This is a genomic window from Oceanisphaera ostreae (genome assembly GCF_042676125.1).
Lineage (GTDB): Bacteria > Pseudomonadota > Gammaproteobacteria > Enterobacterales > Aeromonadaceae > Oceanimonas > Oceanimonas ostreae.
The window spans coordinates 60,786-79,907 of sequence record NZ_JBHTJS010000048.1; the positions used below are offsets into that span (position 1 = coordinate 60,786).

21 protein-coding genes and 2 tRNA genes are annotated in these 19,122 nt (G+C 49.4%); 15 read left to right on the forward strand and 8 right to left on the reverse strand.

The genetic code is table 11. The features are described from left to right. Nucleotides 1-80: 80 nt before the first annotated feature. Complete coding sequence (locus tag ACFQ1C_RS12665; RefSeq protein ID WP_379558984.1) at nucleotides 81-578, reverse strand: peptidylprolyl isomerase; 498 nt, start codon at nucleotides 576-578, stop codon at nucleotides 81-83. 162 nt (nucleotides 579-740) lie between these two features. Here ACFQ1C_RS12665 and cysS point away from each other — a divergent pair, with 162 nt between their 5' ends. The 3 genes from cysS (at nucleotide 741) to ACFQ1C_RS12680 (ending at nucleotide 3,265) form a co-directional block, all read left to right on the forward strand. Then, entirely contained in the window at nucleotides 741-2,120 is a 1,380-nt protein-coding gene (cysS, locus tag ACFQ1C_RS12670; protein ID WP_379558985.1) for a cysteine--tRNA ligase, read from the forward strand. Between the two features lie 132 nt (nucleotides 2,121-2,252). Continuing rightward, nucleotides 2,253-2,552, forward strand: a complete 300-nt coding sequence (locus ACFQ1C_RS12675; RefSeq protein WP_379558986.1) for a hypothetical protein — start codon at nucleotides 2,253-2,255, stop codon at nucleotides 2,550-2,552. Between the two features lie 362 nt (nucleotides 2,553-2,914). Continuing rightward, complete coding sequence (locus ACFQ1C_RS12680) at nucleotides 2,915-3,265, forward strand: hypothetical protein (RefSeq protein WP_379558987.1); 351 nt, start codon at nucleotides 2,915-2,917, stop codon at nucleotides 3,263-3,265. Between the two features lie 299 nt (nucleotides 3,266-3,564). Here ACFQ1C_RS12680 and ACFQ1C_RS12685 read toward each other — a convergent pair whose 3' ends face one another. Beyond that, nucleotides 3,565-4,419: an ion transporter gene (locus tag ACFQ1C_RS12685; protein WP_379558988.1), complete on the reverse strand. Its 855-nt coding sequence runs from the start codon at nucleotides 4,417-4,419 to the stop codon at nucleotides 3,565-3,567. Nucleotides 4,420-4,677: 258 nt separating this feature from the next. Then, a complete protein-coding gene (gene folD, locus ACFQ1C_RS12690) occupies nucleotides 4,678-5,538 on the reverse strand; it encodes a bifunctional methylenetetrahydrofolate dehydrogenase/methenyltetrahydrofolate cyclohydrolase FolD (protein ID WP_379558989.1) in 861 nt (286 codons plus the stop codon). A gap of 243 nt (nucleotides 5,539-5,781) precedes the next feature. Between folD and ACFQ1C_RS12695 the strand changes: the two genes are divergently transcribed. After that, nucleotides 5,782-5,858: transfer RNA gene (locus ACFQ1C_RS12695), tRNA-Arg, on the forward strand. A gap of 6 nt (nucleotides 5,859-5,864) precedes the next feature. Next, nucleotides 5,865-5,940: transfer RNA gene (locus tag ACFQ1C_RS12700), tRNA-His, on the forward strand. Between the two features lies 1 nt (nucleotide 5,941). Here the strand turns inward: ACFQ1C_RS12700 and ACFQ1C_RS12705 are convergent. From ACFQ1C_RS12705 to pspA, 4 genes are read right to left on the reverse strand one after another with little or no spacing between them, the layout of a single operon-like run. Further along, the gene (locus ACFQ1C_RS12705) at nucleotides 5,942-6,124 is read right to left on the reverse strand and encodes a hypothetical protein (protein ID WP_379558991.1); all 183 of its coding nucleotides are present in this window, start codon (nucleotides 6,122-6,124) and stop codon (nucleotides 5,942-5,944) included. Beyond that, complete coding sequence (pspC, locus tag ACFQ1C_RS12710) at nucleotides 6,105-6,491, reverse strand: envelope stress response membrane protein PspC (protein WP_379558992.1); 387 nt, start codon at nucleotides 6,489-6,491, stop codon at nucleotides 6,105-6,107. The genes ACFQ1C_RS12705 and pspC overlap by 20 nt, the downstream gene beginning before the upstream one ends. Then, nucleotides 6,476-6,709 carry an envelope stress response membrane protein PspB gene (pspB, locus tag ACFQ1C_RS12715; protein ID WP_379558993.1) on the reverse strand — a complete coding sequence of 78 codons (234 nt, stop codon included), beginning with the start codon at nucleotides 6,707-6,709 and terminating at the stop codon, nucleotides 6,476-6,478. The genes pspC and pspB overlap by 16 nt, the downstream gene beginning before the upstream one ends. Continuing rightward, nucleotides 6,709-7,374, reverse strand: coding sequence for a phage shock protein PspA (pspA, locus tag ACFQ1C_RS12720; protein ID WP_379558994.1), 666 nt, complete (start codon nucleotides 7,372-7,374; stop codon nucleotides 6,709-6,711). Before pspA ends, pspB begins: the two co-directional genes overlap by 1 nt. Before the next feature lie 507 nt (nucleotides 7,375-7,881). Between pspA and pspF the strand changes: the two genes are divergently transcribed. The 6 genes from pspF to ACFQ1C_RS12750 are packed head-to-tail and all read left to right on the forward strand — an operon-like array spanning nucleotide 7,882 to nucleotide 14,152. Continuing rightward, a complete protein-coding gene (gene pspF, locus ACFQ1C_RS12725) occupies nucleotides 7,882-8,877 on the forward strand; it encodes a phage shock protein operon transcriptional activator (protein ID WP_379558995.1) in 996 nt (331 codons plus the stop codon). A 15-nt stretch (nucleotides 8,878-8,892) separates the two neighbouring features. Next, nucleotides 8,893-10,509, forward strand: coding sequence for an ABC transporter substrate-binding protein (locus tag ACFQ1C_RS12730; RefSeq protein ID WP_379558996.1), 1,617 nt, complete (start codon nucleotides 8,893-8,895; stop codon nucleotides 10,507-10,509). Nucleotides 10,510-10,511: 2 nt separating this feature from the next. Continuing rightward, on the forward strand, nucleotides 10,512-11,474 hold the full coding sequence (locus ACFQ1C_RS12735) for an ABC transporter permease (RefSeq protein WP_379558997.1): 963 nt from the start codon (nucleotides 10,512-10,514) through the stop codon (nucleotides 11,472-11,474). Next, on the forward strand, nucleotides 11,458-12,351 hold the full coding sequence (locus tag ACFQ1C_RS12740; protein ID WP_379558998.1) for an ABC transporter permease subunit: 894 nt from the start codon (nucleotides 11,458-11,460) through the stop codon (nucleotides 12,349-12,351). Before ACFQ1C_RS12735 ends, ACFQ1C_RS12740 begins: the two co-directional genes overlap by 17 nt. Then, nucleotides 12,351-13,355: a peptide ABC transporter ATP-binding protein gene (locus ACFQ1C_RS12745; protein ID WP_379558999.1), complete on the forward strand. Its 1,005-nt coding sequence runs from the start codon at nucleotides 12,351-12,353 to the stop codon at nucleotides 13,353-13,355. Before ACFQ1C_RS12740 ends, ACFQ1C_RS12745 begins: the two co-directional genes overlap by 1 nt. Beyond that, a complete protein-coding gene (locus ACFQ1C_RS12750; protein ID WP_379559000.1) occupies nucleotides 13,352-14,152 on the forward strand; it encodes a peptide ABC transporter ATP-binding protein in 801 nt (266 codons plus the stop codon). Before ACFQ1C_RS12745 ends, ACFQ1C_RS12750 begins: the two co-directional genes overlap by 4 nt. A 104-nt stretch (nucleotides 14,153-14,256) precedes the next feature. On the opposite strand, the gene miaE is transcribed toward ACFQ1C_RS12750, so the two are convergent. Further along, a complete protein-coding gene (gene miaE / locus ACFQ1C_RS12755; RefSeq protein WP_379559001.1) occupies nucleotides 14,257-15,054 on the reverse strand; it encodes a tRNA isopentenyl-2-thiomethyl-A-37 hydroxylase MiaE in 798 nt (265 codons plus the stop codon). A 247-nt stretch (nucleotides 15,055-15,301) separates the two neighbouring features. Here miaE and rbsD point away from each other — a divergent pair, with 247 nt between their 5' ends. From rbsD to rbsB, 4 genes are read left to right on the forward strand one after another with little or no spacing between them, the layout of a single operon-like run. Then, nucleotides 15,302-15,721, forward strand: a complete 420-nt coding sequence (gene rbsD, locus ACFQ1C_RS12760) for a D-ribose pyranase (RefSeq protein ID WP_379559002.1) — start codon at nucleotides 15,302-15,304, stop codon at nucleotides 15,719-15,721. 7 nt (nucleotides 15,722-15,728) lie between these two features. Continuing rightward, nucleotides 15,729-17,231 (forward strand): ribose ABC transporter ATP-binding protein RbsA, encoded by a 1,503-nt coding sequence (rbsA, locus tag ACFQ1C_RS12765; RefSeq protein ID WP_379559003.1) that lies wholly within the window; start codon nucleotides 15,729-15,731, stop codon nucleotides 17,229-17,231. After that, nucleotides 17,231-18,190: a ribose ABC transporter permease gene (gene rbsC, locus ACFQ1C_RS12770; RefSeq protein WP_379559038.1), complete on the forward strand. Its 960-nt coding sequence runs from the start codon at nucleotides 17,231-17,233 to the stop codon at nucleotides 18,188-18,190. The genes rbsA and rbsC overlap by 1 nt, the downstream gene beginning before the upstream one ends. Before the next feature lie 43 nt (nucleotides 18,191-18,233). Continuing rightward, a complete protein-coding gene (gene rbsB, locus ACFQ1C_RS12775) occupies nucleotides 18,234-19,115 on the forward strand; it encodes a ribose ABC transporter substrate-binding protein RbsB (protein ID WP_379559004.1) in 882 nt (293 codons plus the stop codon). Nucleotides 19,116-19,122 lie beyond the last annotated feature (7 nt).

Here is a 19,122-nt window from a genome sequence, read left to right on the forward strand (position 1 = left end):
GCTCATGGGTGAGGGGTTAAAAAAGCCCGCTCAACGGCGGGCATATATTATTGATAACACAGTGTGTGCAGCAACCAAGCTTATTCGCTAACGGTCACGCTGGTGATCACTACGTCTTCTACTGGCACATCTTGGTGTACATAACCGCGAGTACCGGTAGCCACGTCTTTGATCTTATTGACCACATCCATACCTTCTACTACTTCAGCAAACACGCAGTAGCCATAACCTTGGCTAGTCGCAGACTTAAAATTCAAGAAGTCGTTGTCGCCCACGTTAATGAAAAACTGAGCTGAGGCAGAATGCGGCTCCGAGGTGCGCGCCATAGCAACAGTGCCTATCTTGTTAGATAAGCCGTTATCGGCTTCGTTTTTAACCGGCTCGCGAGTCGCTTTTTCTTTGAAGTCGGCACTAAAACCGCCGCCCTGTATCATGAAGCCGTCAATAACACGGTGGAACAGCACGCCGTCATAATGACCATCGCGACAATATTGCAAAAAGTTAGCAACGGTATTCGGCGCTTTGTCGGCAAACAAATTCAGAGTGATGTCGCCGTGATTGGTGTGTAGAGTGACCATAATTGTTATCCAATATCCAGATTAAATCGATTTAGGCTTTGATTTTAACGCAAGCAGCCCTATTAGCGAACCCCCAAGAGCGGCAAGGCTTGCACCAAATTGCCATTAAAGGTTCAATAGTGGTGTAATTATCCCTTCACACCCTGACCAAGATGCGGAACCATGCTGAAAATCTATAACACCCTGACCCGACAAAAAGAAGAATTTATCCCTTTAACGCCCGGCAAGGTCGGCATGTACGCTTGCGGTGTCACCGTTTATGACCTGTGTCATATTGGTCATGGTCGCACTTTCGTGGCCTTCGATGTGGTTACGCGTTATCTGCGTTACCTCGGGCTTGATCTCACCTTTGTGCGCAATATCACCGACATTGACGACAAAATTATTAAACGCGCCGCCGAAAATGGCGAAAGCTGCGAGGCGCTTACCGAGCGCTTAACGACTGAAATGCACCGAGACTTTGATGCCTTACACATTGCCCGCCCCGATATAGAGCCCAAGGCTACTCACCATATTCCTGAGATCATCGCCATGGTGCAACGCCTGATTGCAGACGGTCATGCCTATGTTGCCGACAACGGTGATGTATTGTTTGAAGTCAGCAGCTTTGCTGACTACGGCAAGCTGTCGGGCCAAGATTTAGAGCAACTACAGGCCGGTTCTCGCGTAGAAGTAGAGCAAAGCAAGCGCAGCCCGCTCGACTTTGTATTGTGGAAGCAATCTAAACCCGGCGAACCCAGCTGGGAATCTCCTTGGGGCCTCGGCCGCCCAGGCTGGCATATTGAGTGCTCCGCCATGAACGGTAAGCACTTGGGTAAGCACTTCGACATTCACGGTGGCGGCTCCGACTTACAGTTTCCGCACCACGAAAACGAAATAGCTCAAAGCTGCTGCGCCAACCACAGCCCCTATGTAAACACCTGGATGCATTCGGGCATGGTGATGGTAGATCAAGAAAAAATGTCTAAATCGTTAGGCAACTTCTTTACCATTCGTGACGTGCTAGAACACTTCGACGGTGAAACCATCCGTTACTTTCTGCTGTCTGGCCATTATCGTAGCCAGCTTAACTACTCAGACGACAACCTCAACAAAGCCCACAGTGCACTAGAGCGCTTTTATACCGCCCTGCGCGATCTGCCAATCGTACCAGCGGCCGGTGGTGATGAGTTTGTTGCACGCTTTAAAGCCGCAATGAACGATGACTTTAATACCCCCGAAGCCTATTCAGCCTTGTTTGATCTCACCCGTGAAATTAACCGTCTAAAAGGCAAAGACGACACCGCCGCCGCCGGATTGGCGGCTCGTTTACGTGAGCTGGCCAACGTACTGGGATTATTGAATCAAGACCCTGAGGCGTTTTTACGCGGCACCACAGGCGACGACGACGAAGTGGCAGAAATAGAGCGACTGATTCAGGCGCGTTTAGATGCCCGCCAAAGCAAGAACTGGGCAGCAGCCGATGCGGCTCGAGATCAGCTCACCGCCATGGGGATCGTGTTAGAAGATAGCCCCGAGGGTACTCGCTGGCGTCGTAAGTAACTGGCCGCAGTTACACATCCATATTGAAAAAAATACTCAGGGCACCATAATTGGTGCCCTCTTTTTTTATCCATTTAACGGCTCTGTGTGTAACTGTCCCAGTGTCTTATCTTTCAGTTAAGGAAATTTATTATGCGCGCCTTACTATCTACTTTTTTACTGACGGCCCTGCTAGGTCTGACTGCCTGCGAGCCTAAAGGCCCTGCTGCCGACATTGGCGATAACATAGATCAAGTTATGGATAACCAGGTTCCATCAGATACCCAAGAATTTGATAGCAACACTGCGACAGCTGATCCCCTTAACAACAGCGCACCCGATCAAAAAGTGATAGAACAGCAAAAAGAAGAACTAGAAACGGCCACTCAAGAAGCCTCACAAGAGGCAGAGCAGCGGCTCAATGAAATTCTAGAAAGCACTATCGAGCCATAAGAAAATAAAGCGCCTAGCCCCCAGGAAACCAAAGGCTGTGTTTTTTGTTAGCTGGGCGCTTGGTGCTAGGCGCCGGGCGCTACCTTTTAGATTTAGTGTAATGTTGTCCTCTTCCCCTTACTCCTCGCCATATTTATCTATCGCAAATGACAGACTTCGTCATATGTGAGCGCTATTTTTAGGTTTAATCACGACAGCTTGCTTCGCTATAACTCGTTACCCGTTGATTAGTATCATTTTTTATAAATAGCTTGGTGTTTTTAAATATTAAAGCACTTGTTCTCATGTTCATCTTTGAGCTATTAATAGAAGGGTAGACACACGACCCTGAGTCGTAATAGATATTCAACGAGGAGTATGAAATGAAAAAATCATGGATTAATGTATTACTATTGAGCTCTGTTGCTGCCTTTGGTCTTGCTGCCTGTGATAATAAAGGCCCAGCAGAACAAGCCGGTGAAAACTTAGATGAGTCAATTGAACAGGTACAAGAAAAAAGCCAAGAATTGACCGATGACACCCAAGAAAATCTGGGCCTGAAAGAAAAAGGCACCATGGAAAAAATGGGTGAGTCGATGGATGAAACCGCCACCAATATTAAAGACGGAGCCAATGAGCAGCTAGATAAAGCCGGCAAAGCAATAGACGATGCTGCCGATGCTGCCGACCGTAAAATTGATGAAATAATGGAAGATAACGACGCGAATAACTAAACTCGTAGCTAAAGAGTGAAGCTGGAGGGTAAATAGATAGCCCAACTTGTTACTTACTACTCTACTCACTAAAAAATACCGAACCTACTAGGTTCGGTATTTTTTTGTCCGCTATTATTTAAGCCACAGATTAAAAGCATAAAGAGCCAAAGAGTATTTTTGCCACGGAATACACTGAATACACGGAAAAATTAAGATGAGATAAGGGCGAAAAGGGATCTTTAATGGTAAGGGCTGAGATTTGCCCCTTCACTCTTTACCCTTCATACTCTTTTCCGTGGCATAAATAGTTTTAGCCTTTAATCTTTCTCTGCGGCTACTGCTGCTGCAGCTTCTGGATCTTGTTTTGGCTCCATTTCGCCTCCGCAGTACTTACAGTAACTGGCGTCTTTATCATGGCCGGTCTTGTCACATAGCGGGCAATGGCGCATATCGTATTCTCGGCGCATTTCTCGCCCCAGCTCAGCACTCAATATACCGGTTGGTACCGCAATAATGGCGTAGCCCATCAGCATAGTCACCGCAGCAATACCCTGCCCTAGCGGCGTTTGTGGCGTAATATCACCAAACCCTACCGTAGTAATGGTGACAATGGCCCAATAAATACTAAGTGGAATACTGGTAAAACCGTTTTCCGGCCCTTCCACTACATATAATAACGAGCCAAACAGCGTTACCAATATAAACAGACTGCTAAAGAAGACCATTATTTTACGGCGACTGTGATTCAAAGATCGCAATAACACATTGGCTTCATTGGCATAGCGAAACAGCTTTAAAATACGAAAAATTCGCAGCACACGAAGTAGCCGCACCATCAGTAGAAAACTGAGGCCAGGAATAAACACTGACAAGTATGTTGGCATAACAGCTAGTACGTCGATAATACCGTAAAAACTGCGAATATAGGCCAGTCGATTATGGGCACAATACACCCTAACCCCATATTCTAAGGTAAATAACAGGGTAAAGGTCCATTCAAGAACATACAGCGTACCGCCAATATGGGCACGAGCCGAGCTCATTGAATCTAAAAACAGCACCACTATCGACAATAAAATAGCGACAATGAGTGCTAAGTCGAAGCGGCGGCCCGCAGGTGTCTCGGTGCCAAAGATTACCGTGTAAAGCACATCCTTGCTGGGCCACTGCATACGCTGTCCTTATTAAATGAAGGTAAAGAGTAAAGAGTGAAGCGTAAAGAGCGAAGGGGTAAACCTAACACCCTGAACTAAAAATTTCTTCGCCACGGAACTGCACGGAAAAATCAAGAGAAAACAAGGACCTTATTAGGTTAAGACCTTATAATATAACATTTTATGCTTTTGCTCTTCGTCCGTGCACTTGCGTGCCTCTCGTAACCAAGAGGCGTGGCAAACATTATTTAATCCCTAGCTCCGAGTGTTGTAATGTTAGTTATCTTGGTGATAACGCTCACAGGCAATAAGGGTATTTTCTATTAACGAAGCAACCGTCATCGGGCCGACGCCACCGGGCACCGGCGTAATATAAGCAGCTCGCTCGGCGGCGACCACATATTCGACATCCCCTACCAAGCCACCATCTTCCTTTCGATTAATACCCACATCAATAACTACTGCACCGGGCTTTATCCAATGACCTGGAATAAAGTTAGGCTTACCCACCGCCACTACCAATAAGTCGGCTCCCTCTACCTTAGCCTGCAAACCCTCAGTAAAGCGATGGCAAGTAGTAGTGGTGCAACCAGCCAGCAGCAGCTCTAGCGTCATCGGGCGGCCCACAATGTTAGAGGCTCCAACCACTACCGCATTAAGACCATGGGTTTTAATGTGACTGCGCTCAAGCAAAGTAATAATGCCTTTAGGAGTACAGGGGCGCAGCGCAGGAATCCGTTGAGCCAGTCGACCTATATTGTAGGGATGAAAGCCGTCTACGTCTTTGTGCGGATGAATTCGCTCAATAACCGGTGTGCTATCAATATGATTAGGCAGCGGCAACTGCACCAAAATGCCGTCTATGGTGTTATCTTGATTCAGCTCGTCGATTAACTCCAACAGTTGCTGTTCTGTTGCCTCTTTGGGCAGGTCGTAAGACTTAGAGACAAACCCCACCTCTTCACAGGCGCGGCGTTTACTGCCCACATACACCTGTGAGGCTGGATTTGCCCCCACTAATATAACCGCCAAACCAGGCGCGCGTTTTCCGGCGCGGGTTCGTTCGGCCACTTGCTCGGCCACTTGGTTACGTACCGCTTGTGCAATCGCTTTTCCATCGATTATTTGAGCTGACATCTGCGTTGATTCTCACCTTTATAAACCTGCGCCGATTGTCGCATTTTTTCACCGCTTTGATAAGCAAGCACCAACGGCTTTCACTCTTGCTTTTGCTGTATTTTTACTCATAACCCATGATTAAGGCTATTCGACCCACGGCACAAGACAAAGCCGTTGACCACTGCAGGGCAAATGGGTATTATCCCGCCCCGTTAGCGCAGAGTATTACCTGACATAAAGGTAGTATGATGTAGCAACAAAGCGCCCTTAGCTCAGCCGGATAGAGCACCCGCCTTCTAAGCGGGTGGTCGCAGGTTCAAGTCCTGCAGGGCGCGCCATCTATGGTGATCGTAGCTCAGTTGGTAGAGTCCCGGATTGTGATTCCGGTTGTCGCGGGTTCGAGCCCCGTCGGTCACCCCATTTAGTGCATTACTCCCTGTTGTATTATTCCCTGTAATATCTGCTGCTCAAGATGCGCCACCAACTCGGTTGGCAAATTTAGCTTGTGCGCCAACGCCTCAAGATATACCCGCTCATTAGTATCAATATACCCATCTGCCTTGTCTGCACTGATCATGCCTTTCTTAATGTTTATCCAGATCATTGAACTCTCGGCGCACTCGAAACTCTTGCGAGGTGAGCAAGCGCTCCATTTTGGCCACGCGGCCGTTCAGCCCTTGCAGGCGAGTTTCGAGGCGCGTTAGCGCATCATTCGGTGACAACCCCGACTGCCAGCCGGCGCTTTTTACATGACTCGGCCCCGCTTCTGCTACTTGTGGCCGATCGTCCAGCAATAGCCAGGCGGCAATGTAGAGCACCAGTGTTAAAAAGCTGGTAAACACCAAAGCAGTCACTGCCAGCACTCGTACTAACCAAGGCTCAACTCCTACCTTGCGCGCAATACCTGCACACACGCCCCCCAGCTTGCCGTTGCGTTTGTCACGATATAGGTTGATTAAGGTTGACGCCATCCGGGAACCTCCTGATCTAATAGCCGCTCTAGGATATCTACCCGCTCGGCCAGTTGTTCGGTTTGTGTAAGACTTTGCTCTAATCGTACTCGGGCGGTTTCGCCCAGCCCTTCATCTAGCCGACGCTTGCTGCGATAATGCAACACCAGCCAAATGGGCACCACCAGAAACAAAAAGATATTTAATGGGGCCACTAAGGCCCAAGCCAGCTCTGACATTAGTGCTCCTCGTGTTTATTCAACTTTGCCTTTAGCTTATCTAGCTCTTGGCTAATGACGTCATCCACTGCCAACTCGGCAAACGACTGATCCAAGCCCTTACTTTGGCTGTAAATATCCGCCTTTGCTTCTAACTCATCTACTTTTCGCTCCATGCGATCAAACTTATCTATCGACGAGGCCGTTTCACTGTGGCGCACTCGCTCTTGCACTTTAATACGGCTTTGCGCACTGCGCTCACGCAGCTGCATGGCTTGCTGTCGCGATCTGGCATCTATTAACTTGTCTTCCAACGCACCTATGGCTTGCGATAATTTATCGATACCCTCACCCACCACCTGCTGCTCGTGATCCAGCGCGTTCAGCAAATCTAGCTGTTTACTTTTTTCTAGTAAGGCCGCCCGCGCCAAATCTTCACGATCTCGGCTTAGCGCCAGCTCTGCCTTACCTTGCCATTCGGTGACCCGCTGTTGGTGGCGCTCTATTTGACGTAATACGTCTTTCTTTTCCGCCAGAAAACGCGCTAGGTTTGAACGCTCACGTACCAGCTCGTCTTCCATTTCCTGAATAATAAGCCGCACCATTTTCGCCGGGTCTTCGGCCTTATCCAGCAACGAGTTTAAGTTGGCGTTAATAATGTCTGCTAAACGAGAAAAAATACTCATATAAGGTACCCTTTATATAAAATGACCATGGTTAACTAGCAGTGTGCTAGATCCCTCTACACCCTATACTTACAATTTATGTGCCAACTCAAGAGATAAATTTAAACACTTGAAATTAAAGAAATTATTGATTTCACCCTTACATTAAAGAAAGAGCTGCAGGCAAAAATAACCACTATGTGGTAAATTTAACCACTAAACCGTCTTCCTGATGTGGGTCAGGAACTTGGAGTAATGTAGGTCGATTTCAATCGACTTAAAAGAGAGATACCGGGGCAAGCCCGGCAAGACGGCATAGAGAAAGAGCAGATACTGGGCTGTCATGACGGACTCAATCAGGAGCCAGTAAGACGGCATAACGCAAAGAAGTGTTGCAAAAGTCTCGGGGTTTTAAGATTAATGTGGGTTAGGTCTACCCCTTAGCCCTTTACGCTTCACCCTTCACTGCTCTTTCGATGTTTATCTTTAGCGTAAGGCGTACCGCTTTTTTAAGTTCGTGAGGCACTTATGCAACATGATGAATTAATTGGTCAATCCAATGCATTACTGTCCGTGTTAGAGCACACTTCATTATTGGCTCCACTGCACAAGCCGGTGCTGGTGGTGGGCGAGCGCGGCACAGGCAAAGAGTTGATTGCCCATCGCTTGCATTACTTATCGCCGCGCTGGCAACAGCCCTTTATTTCTCTTAACTGTGCCACCCTCGCCGAAACCCTGTTAGAAACTGAGTTATTCGGCCACGAAGTGGGCGCCTTTACTGGTGCACAAAAACGTCATTTAGGTCGCTTTGAGCGCGCGAATGGCGGCACTCTGTTTTTGGATGAGCTCGCCAGCACCAGCCCGAGAGTACAAGAAAAGTTGCTGCGGGTGATTGAATACGGTGAATTTGAACGAGTGGGCGGCAGCGAGGCGGTACGGATAGATGTGCGACTAGTGTGCGCCACCAATCAGGATTTGCCCTCATTGGCACAAAAGGGAGACTTTCGTGCCGATCTGCTTGATAGATTGGCCTTTGATGTGATTACATTGCCGCCCTTGCGCGCACGTGAAGACGATATTATTCGTCTGGCAGCACATTTTGCTGTTAATTTATGCGTGGAGCTGGGCTGGCCGTTGTTTGCAGGCTTCAGTAATGCGGTGCAACAGCAGTTGCTGGCTCACTCCTGGCCTGGCAATGTGCGAGAACTCAAGAATGTGATTGAGCGCAGTTTATATCGCCACGGTCAGCCAGAAGTAACGCTAAAGGCGTTATATTTAGATCCCTTTGCCTCACCGTGGCGACCGGATACAAACAGCCGAATTAAAGCAGATGAAAGCGTTGTCTTGCCAACCGATTTAAAAACGCACTTAGCGCAACAAGAAGTGCGCTTGCTAAAAGCGGCACTAGTGCACACTCATTATCATCAGCGCCAAGCAGCCGAACAACTGGGGTTAAGTTATCATCAACTACGTGGCCTGTTGCGTAAACATGCCGCACAGCTTCCCCTCGGCGGGCAAGAATAACTCAAGGATTAAGCAATGCGTGTATGGCTTTGGGGGCTGCTAAGCAGCCTATTACTGGCAGGATGTGACGGTGAGAGCAACGGCCACCGACAACTGGCACAAGAAAGCTTATTGTATTGTATCGCCAACGCGCCACTGAGTTTTAATCCACAACTGGTGATGTCTACCGAAACGCTCGATGCCACCGCGCATCAACTATATAACCATCTGTTGAGTCTCGACCCAAGCAACCAGCAACTCATGCCTTCGCTTGCCACCCAATGGCAGCGCGATGACGATGGCCTGCGCTATCGTTTTACCTTGCGCAAGGCGGTGCAATTTCACACAACTCCTTGGTTTAGTCCCAGCCGTCCGCTAACGGCAGACGATGTAGCATTTACCTTTAACCGCATTTTAGATAAACAGCACCCCTATCATGAGGTGGGTGGCGGTCGCTATCCGTTTTTCAGCGGGGTTAACTGGTCAGAGTTAGTCAGCCAAGTGCGCGTGATTGACGCACACCAAGTCGAATTTATATTAACGCGCCCAGATGCCGATTTTCTTAGTTATTTGGCTACCGATTATGCAGTGATCCTGTCGGCAGAATATGGCGAACAGTTACTGGCTGCGGGCACCCCTAAGCAATTGGACAGAAAACCGATAGGCACCGGGCCTTTTAAGCTCGAATTTTATCGTCCCGATGAGTTTATCCGCTATTATCGCCACCCTGATTACTGGCGCGGTCAACCGATATTAAAGCAATTGGTGTTCGACATTACCCCTAAGTCGTCTAAGCGCTTAGCCAAGCTATTGTCGGGTGAATGTGATGCGATGGCCAACCCGGCGGCCAGCCAACTGGCGGTGATCGAGCGCCATCCCGACCTGTTATTAAGCGAGACCGCCGGCATGAACGTGTCGGTGCTGGCACTAAACACACAGAAAGCACCCTTTAATGATATTCGCGTACGCAAGGCTTTTAGTCTGGCGCTAGAACGACAAGATATTCTTCGGGCCGTATACTTTAATGCCGGTGAGCTGGCCGAGTCTTTGCTGCCCCCCACCTCTTGGACGTATGACTCCACACTGGTTATGCCACCGGCGAATTTAGATCGCGCTCGCTGGTTGCTCAAACAAGCTGGCATAAGCGAGGGCGAGGGCATGAGCATCACCTTACTTATGCCAGCTGGCGAGCGAAGTTATAATCCAGACGGATTGAAAACCGGGCAAATTATTCAGCAGCGCTTGGCTAAGCTTGGCATTAAGGTCAGCCTACAACCTCTGGATGAGCAGTTATTACGCCGCAAGCTACTGGCCGGCAGCCACGATGCGGTGCTCACTGGCTGGTCTGCCGACACCCCTAATCCAGATAATATATTACGCAACCTGTTGAGTTGTCGGGCCATTGCCGCTGGCACTAATGCCAGCCGCTGGTGCCAGCCTTTATTCGAACAGCAATTAGATTTAGCGCTCACAGAGTCTTCACAAGACAAGCGTCGTAAGCATTATCAACTCGGCCAAATGCTGGCTTATCAGGATATGGCCGTGATCCCTCTAATACACAGTCAGCGATTGTTGTCTTATCGTCGTCAAGTAAAGGGGCTACAATTGCTGCCTTATGGCGGAGTTGCCTTTCATCGGGCCTACAAGGAGTAATCATGCTGCTTTATTTGTTGCGCCGCCTCACGCTATTGCTCAGTACGCTCATTATGCTCACGCTTATCGCTTATGTGCTGGAATTTCAGCTAATGAGCGACCATTCGCCTGATTTTTTTAGCGGTTATCTCGCCTTTACGCATCAACTGCTGGCCGGTGATTTTGGGATATCTAGCGTCTCAGGTCTGCCAGTGCTGGGCGCACTCAGCCAGTATTTTCCCGCCACCTTAGAGCTGTGCCTCGCCGCGTTTATTGTGTCGCTAGTAGTGGGGATACCCGCAGGCACCTTAGCGGCCTTACGATTAGGCCGCTGGCAAGACACCGTGATCCTCACCGGTACCCTCATTGGTTATTCGGTGCCGGTGTTTTGGTTAGGATTATTACTGGTGATGTTTTTCTCGCTTAATTTAGGCTGGCTACCGGTGTCAGGACAACTCAGCCTGCTATATGAAGTGAAACAAGTCACCGGCATTATGACCATAGACACCCTGCTTACCGATAATCAGTATCGATGGCCGGCCTTTTTAGACGCATTGCGTCATTTGGTGTTGCCTGCTCTGGTGCTAGCCATCGTGCCCACCACCGAGGTTATCCGCCAAATTCGCAGCGCTCTGCTCGACGTACTTAAGCAAAACTACATTCGCGCCGTTCTCACCAAAGGGTTAAGCGACAGACATGTCATTTTACGCCACGGCCTGCGCAACGCCTTTCCCATGGCTATTCCTACCCTAGGGTTACAGTTTGGCACCGTGCTGACCTCAGCAATTATGACCGAAATTGTCTTCGACTGGCCAGGCCTAGGTCGCTGGTTGGTAACCAGCATTGCCTTGCAAGACTATGCCGCGATTAAAGGCGGCACGTTGGCCATTGCCACCTTCACCATAGTAGCTAGTGCCGCAGTAGAAGTGATGTCCACCTTAATTTACCCAGCCAGAAGGAAGGCCATTTATGCCAAGCAGGGGTAATATTTATCCAGAAGTGCATGTGCGTTCGCCACGCGAACAAACCTGGATAGTATTTAGGCGTAATATGCTGGCCATGACAGGCTTATGGGGCTTAGGGTTGTTGTCACTATTAACACTGCTCGCGCCGTGGCTGGCACCTTATGCCGCTAATGAGCAATTTTCTCACCTCTTGCTGATGCCGCCCTCTTGGGCTGACGATGGTAATGTCGACTTCTTTTTTGGCACCGATGACTTAGGGCGCGATATGCTGTCGCGGCTAATATTTGGCGCACGCCTTACCTTTGGTAATGGCGTACTGGCGGTGTTAATTGCACTACTGGTAGGCGGCGGTATTGGTATTATTGGTGGCATGAGCAAAGGCTTTAAGGCCAGTATTCTTAATCATTTTTTAGATACGCTGCTGTCCATTCCCTCTTTGCTATTGGCCATTATCTTTGTCGCCATACTGGGACCCGGTCTTTTTAATACACTGATTGCCATTACGCTAGCGCTAACGCCACAGTTTACCCGCGCCATCTATAACGCGGTGTCAGATGAGATGCAAAAAGAGTACCTGACCGCCCTGCGTCTGGATGGCGGCACCCGCTGGCACATGCTGCGTTATGGCGTGCTGCCTAACTTAAGTGACGCCATAGTAAGCCAAACAACCCGTGGTTTATCGTCCGCCATTTTGGACATTACCGCCGTGGGTTTTTTAGGGTTAGGCGCTCAACCCCCTAAGCCTGAATGGGGCACCATGCTGGCGGATGCCATGGAGTTAGTGTTTCTTGCTCCGTGGACAGTGGCATTACCTGGGCTGGCAATTCTGTTATCTGTATTGGTGATCAATATGGTCGGAGAAGGACTACTCCAAGCAATTAATGAGGTAATGGACTAATGCCACAGCTGGACATTCGCAACCTCACCATCGAAATTGAGACCCCTCAAGGACTCGTGAAGGCGGTCGATAAATTTAGTCTCACACTCGCCGATGGCGAAATTCGCGGCTTGGTAGGCGAGTCGGGGTCAGGAAAAAGTCTGGTCGCCGAAACCATCGTCGGCATTGCCAAAGATACTTGGCATGTAACGGCCGACCGCATGCACTTCGACAATATCGACTTGCTTGCCCTATCGCCTAAAGAGCGCCGGCGCATCATGGGTCGAGACATTGCCATGGTATTTCAAGAGCCCTCTAGCTGCCTAGACCCGTCAGAAACCATTGGCGCTCAGTTAAAAGAAGCCATGCCAGCACAAAAAATAAAAGGTGCATGGTGGCAGCACTGGAACTGGCGCTACACTCAGGCAGTATCTCTGTTACACCGCGTGGGTATTCGCAATTCGAAAGCGGTGATGAGTTCCTATCCCTTTGAGCTGTCGGAGGGAGTATGCCAAAAGGTGATGATCGCCATGGCCATTGCCAATCAGCCCAAGTTATTGGTGGCCGATGAGCCTACTAATGCGATGGAGGCCTCTAATCAGGCACAAATATTACGCCTACTCGAGAAGGTAAATAAACTCTCCGGCACCACCATTTTGCTGATCAGCAACGACTTAACAACGTTTGCGCAGTTAACGGACAATATTACCGTGATGTATTGCGGTCAGGCGGTAGAGTCAGGCACCCGCGAGCAATTGCTCACCAAACCACATCACCCTTATACCGCTGCTTTATTACAGATGATGCCGGATTTAGATGGCAGTCTGCCTCATAAATCGCGACTGAATATACTGCCCGGTGCCATACCGCCCCTACAAAGCCTGCCCATTGGCTGCCGGTTAGGACCACGTTGCCCTAACGCCCAAAAACAGTGTGTCATCACCCCACCGTTGGCCAAGTACAAGGGGCAAAGCTATTACTGTCACTTTCCGCTTAATATGCCAAAAGGTAAGCCTAAGTCATGAGTCAGGTGCCGCTACTTAAGGTCGATAATCTCAGCAAAGGGTTTGTCACCCATACGCGATTTTTTCGCAAGGTAACCAAAACCGCGTTTCATCCGTTATCTTTTACTCTTGAGCGCGGCCAAACGCTGGCCATTATGGGCGACTCGGGATCGGGGAAAAGCACCTTGGCGAAGGTGCTGGCCGGCGTGATGCCACCCACTCAGGGCAATATTTATATCAACGGCGAGAAAATTGAGCCAGGAGATGATAAAAAACGCTGCCAGCTACTGCGCATGATTTTTCAAGACCCCAACACCGCGCTTAATCCACGCAGTAGTATTGGTAAGATTCTAGAAATGCCGCTCAGCTTAAACACCAGCCTAGATGCCACGCAACGCCACGAGCTGGTGTTGGAAACCTTGCGCATGGTGGGTTTGCTACCTGATCATTATCACTTTTATCCGCAAATGATCTCAACCGGCCAAAAGCAGCGAGTAGCGCTGGCCCGAGCGTTAATTTTATCACCCAATATAATTGTCGCCGATGAGGCTATTTCTAATCTGGATATTTCGGTGCGCTCGCAAATTATTAACCTGCTGCTGAGCCTACAAACCCGGCTGGGATTATCTTACGTATTAGTCGCCAACGATCTTGGCGTGGTACGCCACATCAGCGACCACGTAATTTTAATGCACGACGGCCACATAGTAGAAGCCGGCCCCACCCACAAGGTGCTAACCACTCCGCAAAGCGAACAAGGCTTACGCCTACTACAAAACTACAATAACGAATATCGGTGGCATCACAATAAAAGGTAAAGGCAGTTATACGCTGTACGCCTTACGCTATACGTTAAAGAAGGACGGTGTTTGTCTTTAACGTAAGGCGTAACACGTATGGCGTAAAACGTATAACTGGCGGCTTAAAGCTGCCCGAAAGGGCTAGGGCTTCCCGAATGGAACTTAAAGTTAGCATCCGGTGATAGGATCAAGTCTGCTTCAATTTCTCGAAAAAGCGCCACTCTATCGGAGATATCTTCGCCAGTTATCTGTTCAGCCAACGCCAAGTAATCTTGGTAATGACGAGCTTCAGATCGCAGCAACGACACATAGAATTTGCCGATTTTAGGCGGTAGATGGGGTGCCAACTTGGCAAACCGCTCACAAGAACGCGCTTCTATAAATGCACAAATAATAAGTTTATCTACTAGCGCCTCTGGTTCAAAGGTTCGAACTTTTTTCAGCATCATCTTGGCATATCGTGAAGCCGGTATGGGGTCGTACTTGATCTGGTTGTCTTCGAGAATTTCTAGCACTTGATAGAAGTGGTGCAGCTCTTCCCTGATCAGCAGTACCATCTTATCAATCATATCTTGCCCATAAGCGCAGTCAGGACGCGCTTTAATTAACTTAGACAAGACGTTCTTACCTTTTAAGGTGCTAAGACTACCCACTCTTGTATAAGCAAATTGTTCATAAGGCTCAATCATCTTTGATATGTCACTAATGCCCTCTTCTGTTAGGGCATAGCGTTTAAGCAAAAACATGGCACTTTGCGCGGCTTTTAACTCACAGAGCAAATGATCCCGTAAAATAATGGATAAGTTTTCCGGCTTCTGTGCTTCTTCGAGCCAAGCGTCGGGGGTCTCACAACGCAAAAATGCATAGATGGGAGCCAGCAAAGCGCCAAACTCTGGCGGCAAAGAGTGTGAATGCAGCATAAATACCTATATGAGACTAGTGGCAAAATCGATGTTGTGCGCTATTTTATCATTAACTGCGGCTGGCTTCTCTTACTCTAAAATTGCTGAGCACTTTGTTGATCCAGATCTCATTTTTATCATTACAAACGCACAATAAATATATTTTTTGTCTACAATCGCCAATCGAATCGATTGCGTAACCGTTTCGCTTGTCGTATCTGGTTAAACCGCTCGGGCCTCAGCGCCCCAGAACAAGGCGAATCTTGTGAAAAAAACCACCTTACTTAACAGCCATTTATCGGCGCTGGTCGCCAGTGTCGGCCATACTGATGGCATAGTTCTAGCCGATGCAGGCTTGCCCATACCTGGTGGCCCCCAGCGTATCGACTTGGCCGTTAGCCCAGGATTGCCGGGGTTGTTGGCGGTATTAAGCGCCTTATTAACCGAGCTGCAGCTAGAAAGCGTTACCTTGGCACAAGAAATCATCACCGCAAGTCCCGAATTGCATCAACAGCTATTGGCTAAAATAGCCGAGGCCGCCATCGATCAAGGCAAAGAGATTACGGTGAGCTACATTAACCATGAGCAATTCAAACAAGATACTACTCAGGCCAAGGCAGTAGTACGCACCGGCGAATGCACTCCCTACGCCAACCTGATCTTGCGCTGCGGCGTGCCTTTTTGAGGTGAACATGGAACCTATACTGTCCCTAACTGGCATAGAAAAGGCATTTCCTGGCGTTAAGGCGCTAGATCAAGCCGGCCTGAACGTGTATCCAGGCCAAGTGATGGCACTAATGGGCGAAAACGGCGCCGGTAAGTCCACCATGATGAAGGTACTCACCGGTATTTATCAGCCGGACGCAGGCAGCATTGTCTACCGTGGCCAGCCTTGTCGTTTTAAAGGCCCACGAGATTCGCAGCAAGCGGGCATTGGTATTATTCACCAAGAGCTGAATCTGCTGGATGAGCTGACCATCGCCGAAAATATTTTTCTCGGCAGAGAGCCAGTGAATGCCTTTGGCAAAATCAACTGGACTCAGCTGTATGCGGATGCTCAGGTGTTGCTCGACCGACTGCAAATTCGCCAATCTCCTAACACCCGCTTGGGCAATTTGAGTATTGGTGCCCAACAAATGGTGGAAATTGCTAAGGCGCTGTCGTTTAAGGCCGATGTCATCATTATGGATGAACCGACCGATGCGCTAACCGACACCGAAACCCAAGCATTATTCCGCGTTATTGAAGAGCTACGGGCCGACGGTTGCGCCATGGTGTATATCTCGCACCGGCTGCAGGAAATTTTTGATATTTGCGACCGTGTTACCGTGTTGCGCGATGGCAAATGGATCGCCGAAGCCGCCGTAAGCGACATCGATGAAGATCAACTCATTGAGATGATGGTCGGTCGCAAATTAGACGAGCAATACCCGCGGATGCAGGTGCCTCAGGGCTTAGAAGTACTTAAAGTAGACCACCTGAGTGCGCCGGGCATTCGTGATGTGAGCTTTAGTTTGCATCAGGGTGAAATACTCGGGTTTTCCGGCCTAATGGGGGCGGGTCGTACCGAACTGGTTAAAGCACTGTATGGTGCCGAGCCACGCACCAAAGGTCAGGTGTGGTTATCGGGCAAACCCTATGCCGCCAATCATCCGCAACAGGGCTTGGCCGCCGGCATTGCTTATATTTCAGAAGACCGCAAAGGTGATGGTCTAATCTTAGGCTTATCGGTCAAAATTAACATGAGTCTGTCGGCATTGGCCGAGTTTAGCAGTGGCCCCCAGCTGGATCACGCAGCCGAACGCAGCGCCGTAGACGACTTCATTGATCTGTTTAAGATTAGAACCCCGGGTCGCGAGCAACTGATTGGTAATTTATCGGGGGGCAATCAGCAAAAAGTGGCCATTGCCAAAGGCCTGATGACCCGCCCCAAGGTGCTGATCCTCGACGAGCCCACTCGCGGTGTCGATGTGGGTGCTAAAAAAGAAATCTATCAGCTGATCAACCGCTTTAAACAAGAAGGCATGGCCATTATTTTAGTGTCATCCGACATGCCAGAAGTATTAGGCATGAGTGATCGCATTATGGTCATGCACCAAGGGCGTATTAACGGTGAATTTAACGCCACCACCGCTACTCAAGAACAACTGCTGGCCGCGGCCGTCGGTAATACCCACCAAAAGGAACAAGCATGATGACGACCGCCAATAACCGCCGTTGGTTCAGCAAAGAGTGGCTGATTGCCCAAAAATCACTGATTGCACTTATCGTGCTGATTGCCGTGGTGTCGGCATTAAATCCGTATTTTTTTACCGTCGACAATCTGCTCAACATTTTGCGCCAAACGTCGGTTAACGCCATTATTGCCGTAGGCATGACCTTGGTCATTCTCACCGCCGGCATAGACTTAAGTGTCGGCTCGGTGTTGGCGTTGTGTGGTGCTTTTGCCGCCAGTATGGTGTCGATGGAGTTGTCTATTTTCATCACTCTGCCGGCAATATTACTGGCAGGCTTTGCCCTGGGTAGTTTAAGTGGCCTAATTGTGGCCAAAGGCCGGGTGCAGGCATTTATTGCTACTTTGGTGACCATGACGCTGCTGCGCGGTGTAACCATGGTGTATACCGAAGGCCGCCCTATTTCGACAGGCTTTACCGATGCCGGCGATATTTTTGCTTGGTTTGGTACCGGCTATGTATTTGGCATACCGGTGCCGGTGTGGTTGATGGCCATGACCTTTCTCGGTGCTTGGTATCTGCTAAACCATACTCGTTTTGGCCGCTATATTTATGCGGTGGGCGGTAACGAAGCCGCCGCTCGCTTGTCGGGCATTAACGTGGCTCGGGTAAAAATTGGCGTGTATGCCATTTGTGGCATGCTGTCGGCACTGGCTGCCATTATTGTGACCAGCCGCTTGTCTTCGGCCCAGCCTACCGCCGGTACCACCTATGAACTAGACGCCATCGCTGCCGTTGTATTAGGTGGCACCAGCCTAGCTGGCGGTAAAGGAGCCATTATGGGCACCTTGATTGGCGCCCTGATTATCGGATTTTTGAATAATGCCCTTAACCTGCTGGACGTATCGTCTTATTACCAGATGATTGCCAAGGCGACCGTTATTTTGCTGGCCGTATTGGTCGACAACAAACACAAGTAACATTCAGGCTCACTTTAAGCCGTTATTATTAAGGAAACGCATCATGAAAAAACTGACCACACTGCTTTCTGTTGCTCTGCTTGGCGCCACCATGAGTAGCGGCGCCTATGCCAAAGATACCTTAGCACTGGTTATTTCTACTCTAAATAACCCGTTCTTTGTCACCATGAAAGAAGGTGCCGAGAAAAAAGCCGCCGAGCTGGGTTACAACCTGATCGTGCTGGACTCACAAAATGATCCCGCCAAAGAGCTGTCGAACGTAGAAGACTTAAGTGTACGCGGCGCCAAAGTGTTGCTGATCAACCCTACCGACTCGGATGCGGTGACTAATGCTATTCGTCTGGCCAATCGCGCCAAGCTGCCGGTGATAACCTTGGATCGGGCTGCCAGCCGCGGTGACGTAGTTTCACACATTGCCTCCGACAACGTAGCCGGCGGCCTGATGGCCGGTGATTTTATTGCCCAGCAAGTCGGTGAAAACGCCAAGGTAATCCAACTGGAAGGCATTGCCGGCACCAGTGCTGCCCGTGAGCGTGGCGAAGGCTTTAAACAGTCGATTGCTAAGCATGGTTTTGAACTATTGGCCAGCCAGCCCGCAGACTTTGATCGCACCAAAGGTTTAAACGTAATGGAAAACCTGTTGGCCGGTAATGCAGGCGTGCAAGCGGTATTTGCCCAAAACGACGAAATGGCACTGGGTGCCCTGCGTGCCCTGCAAGCCGCCAATAAAAAAGACGTGCTCATTGTCGGTTTTGATGGCACTCAAGACGGCATAAAAGCGGTACAGGGCGGACGCTTGTCGGCCACCATCGCCCAGCAGCCTGACGCCATTGGCGCCATTGCAGTAGAAACCGCCGACAAGATCCTTAAAGGCGAAACTGTAGAACAGCATATTCCCGTGCCACTGCAAGTGATCAGCAAGTAAGGTTCAC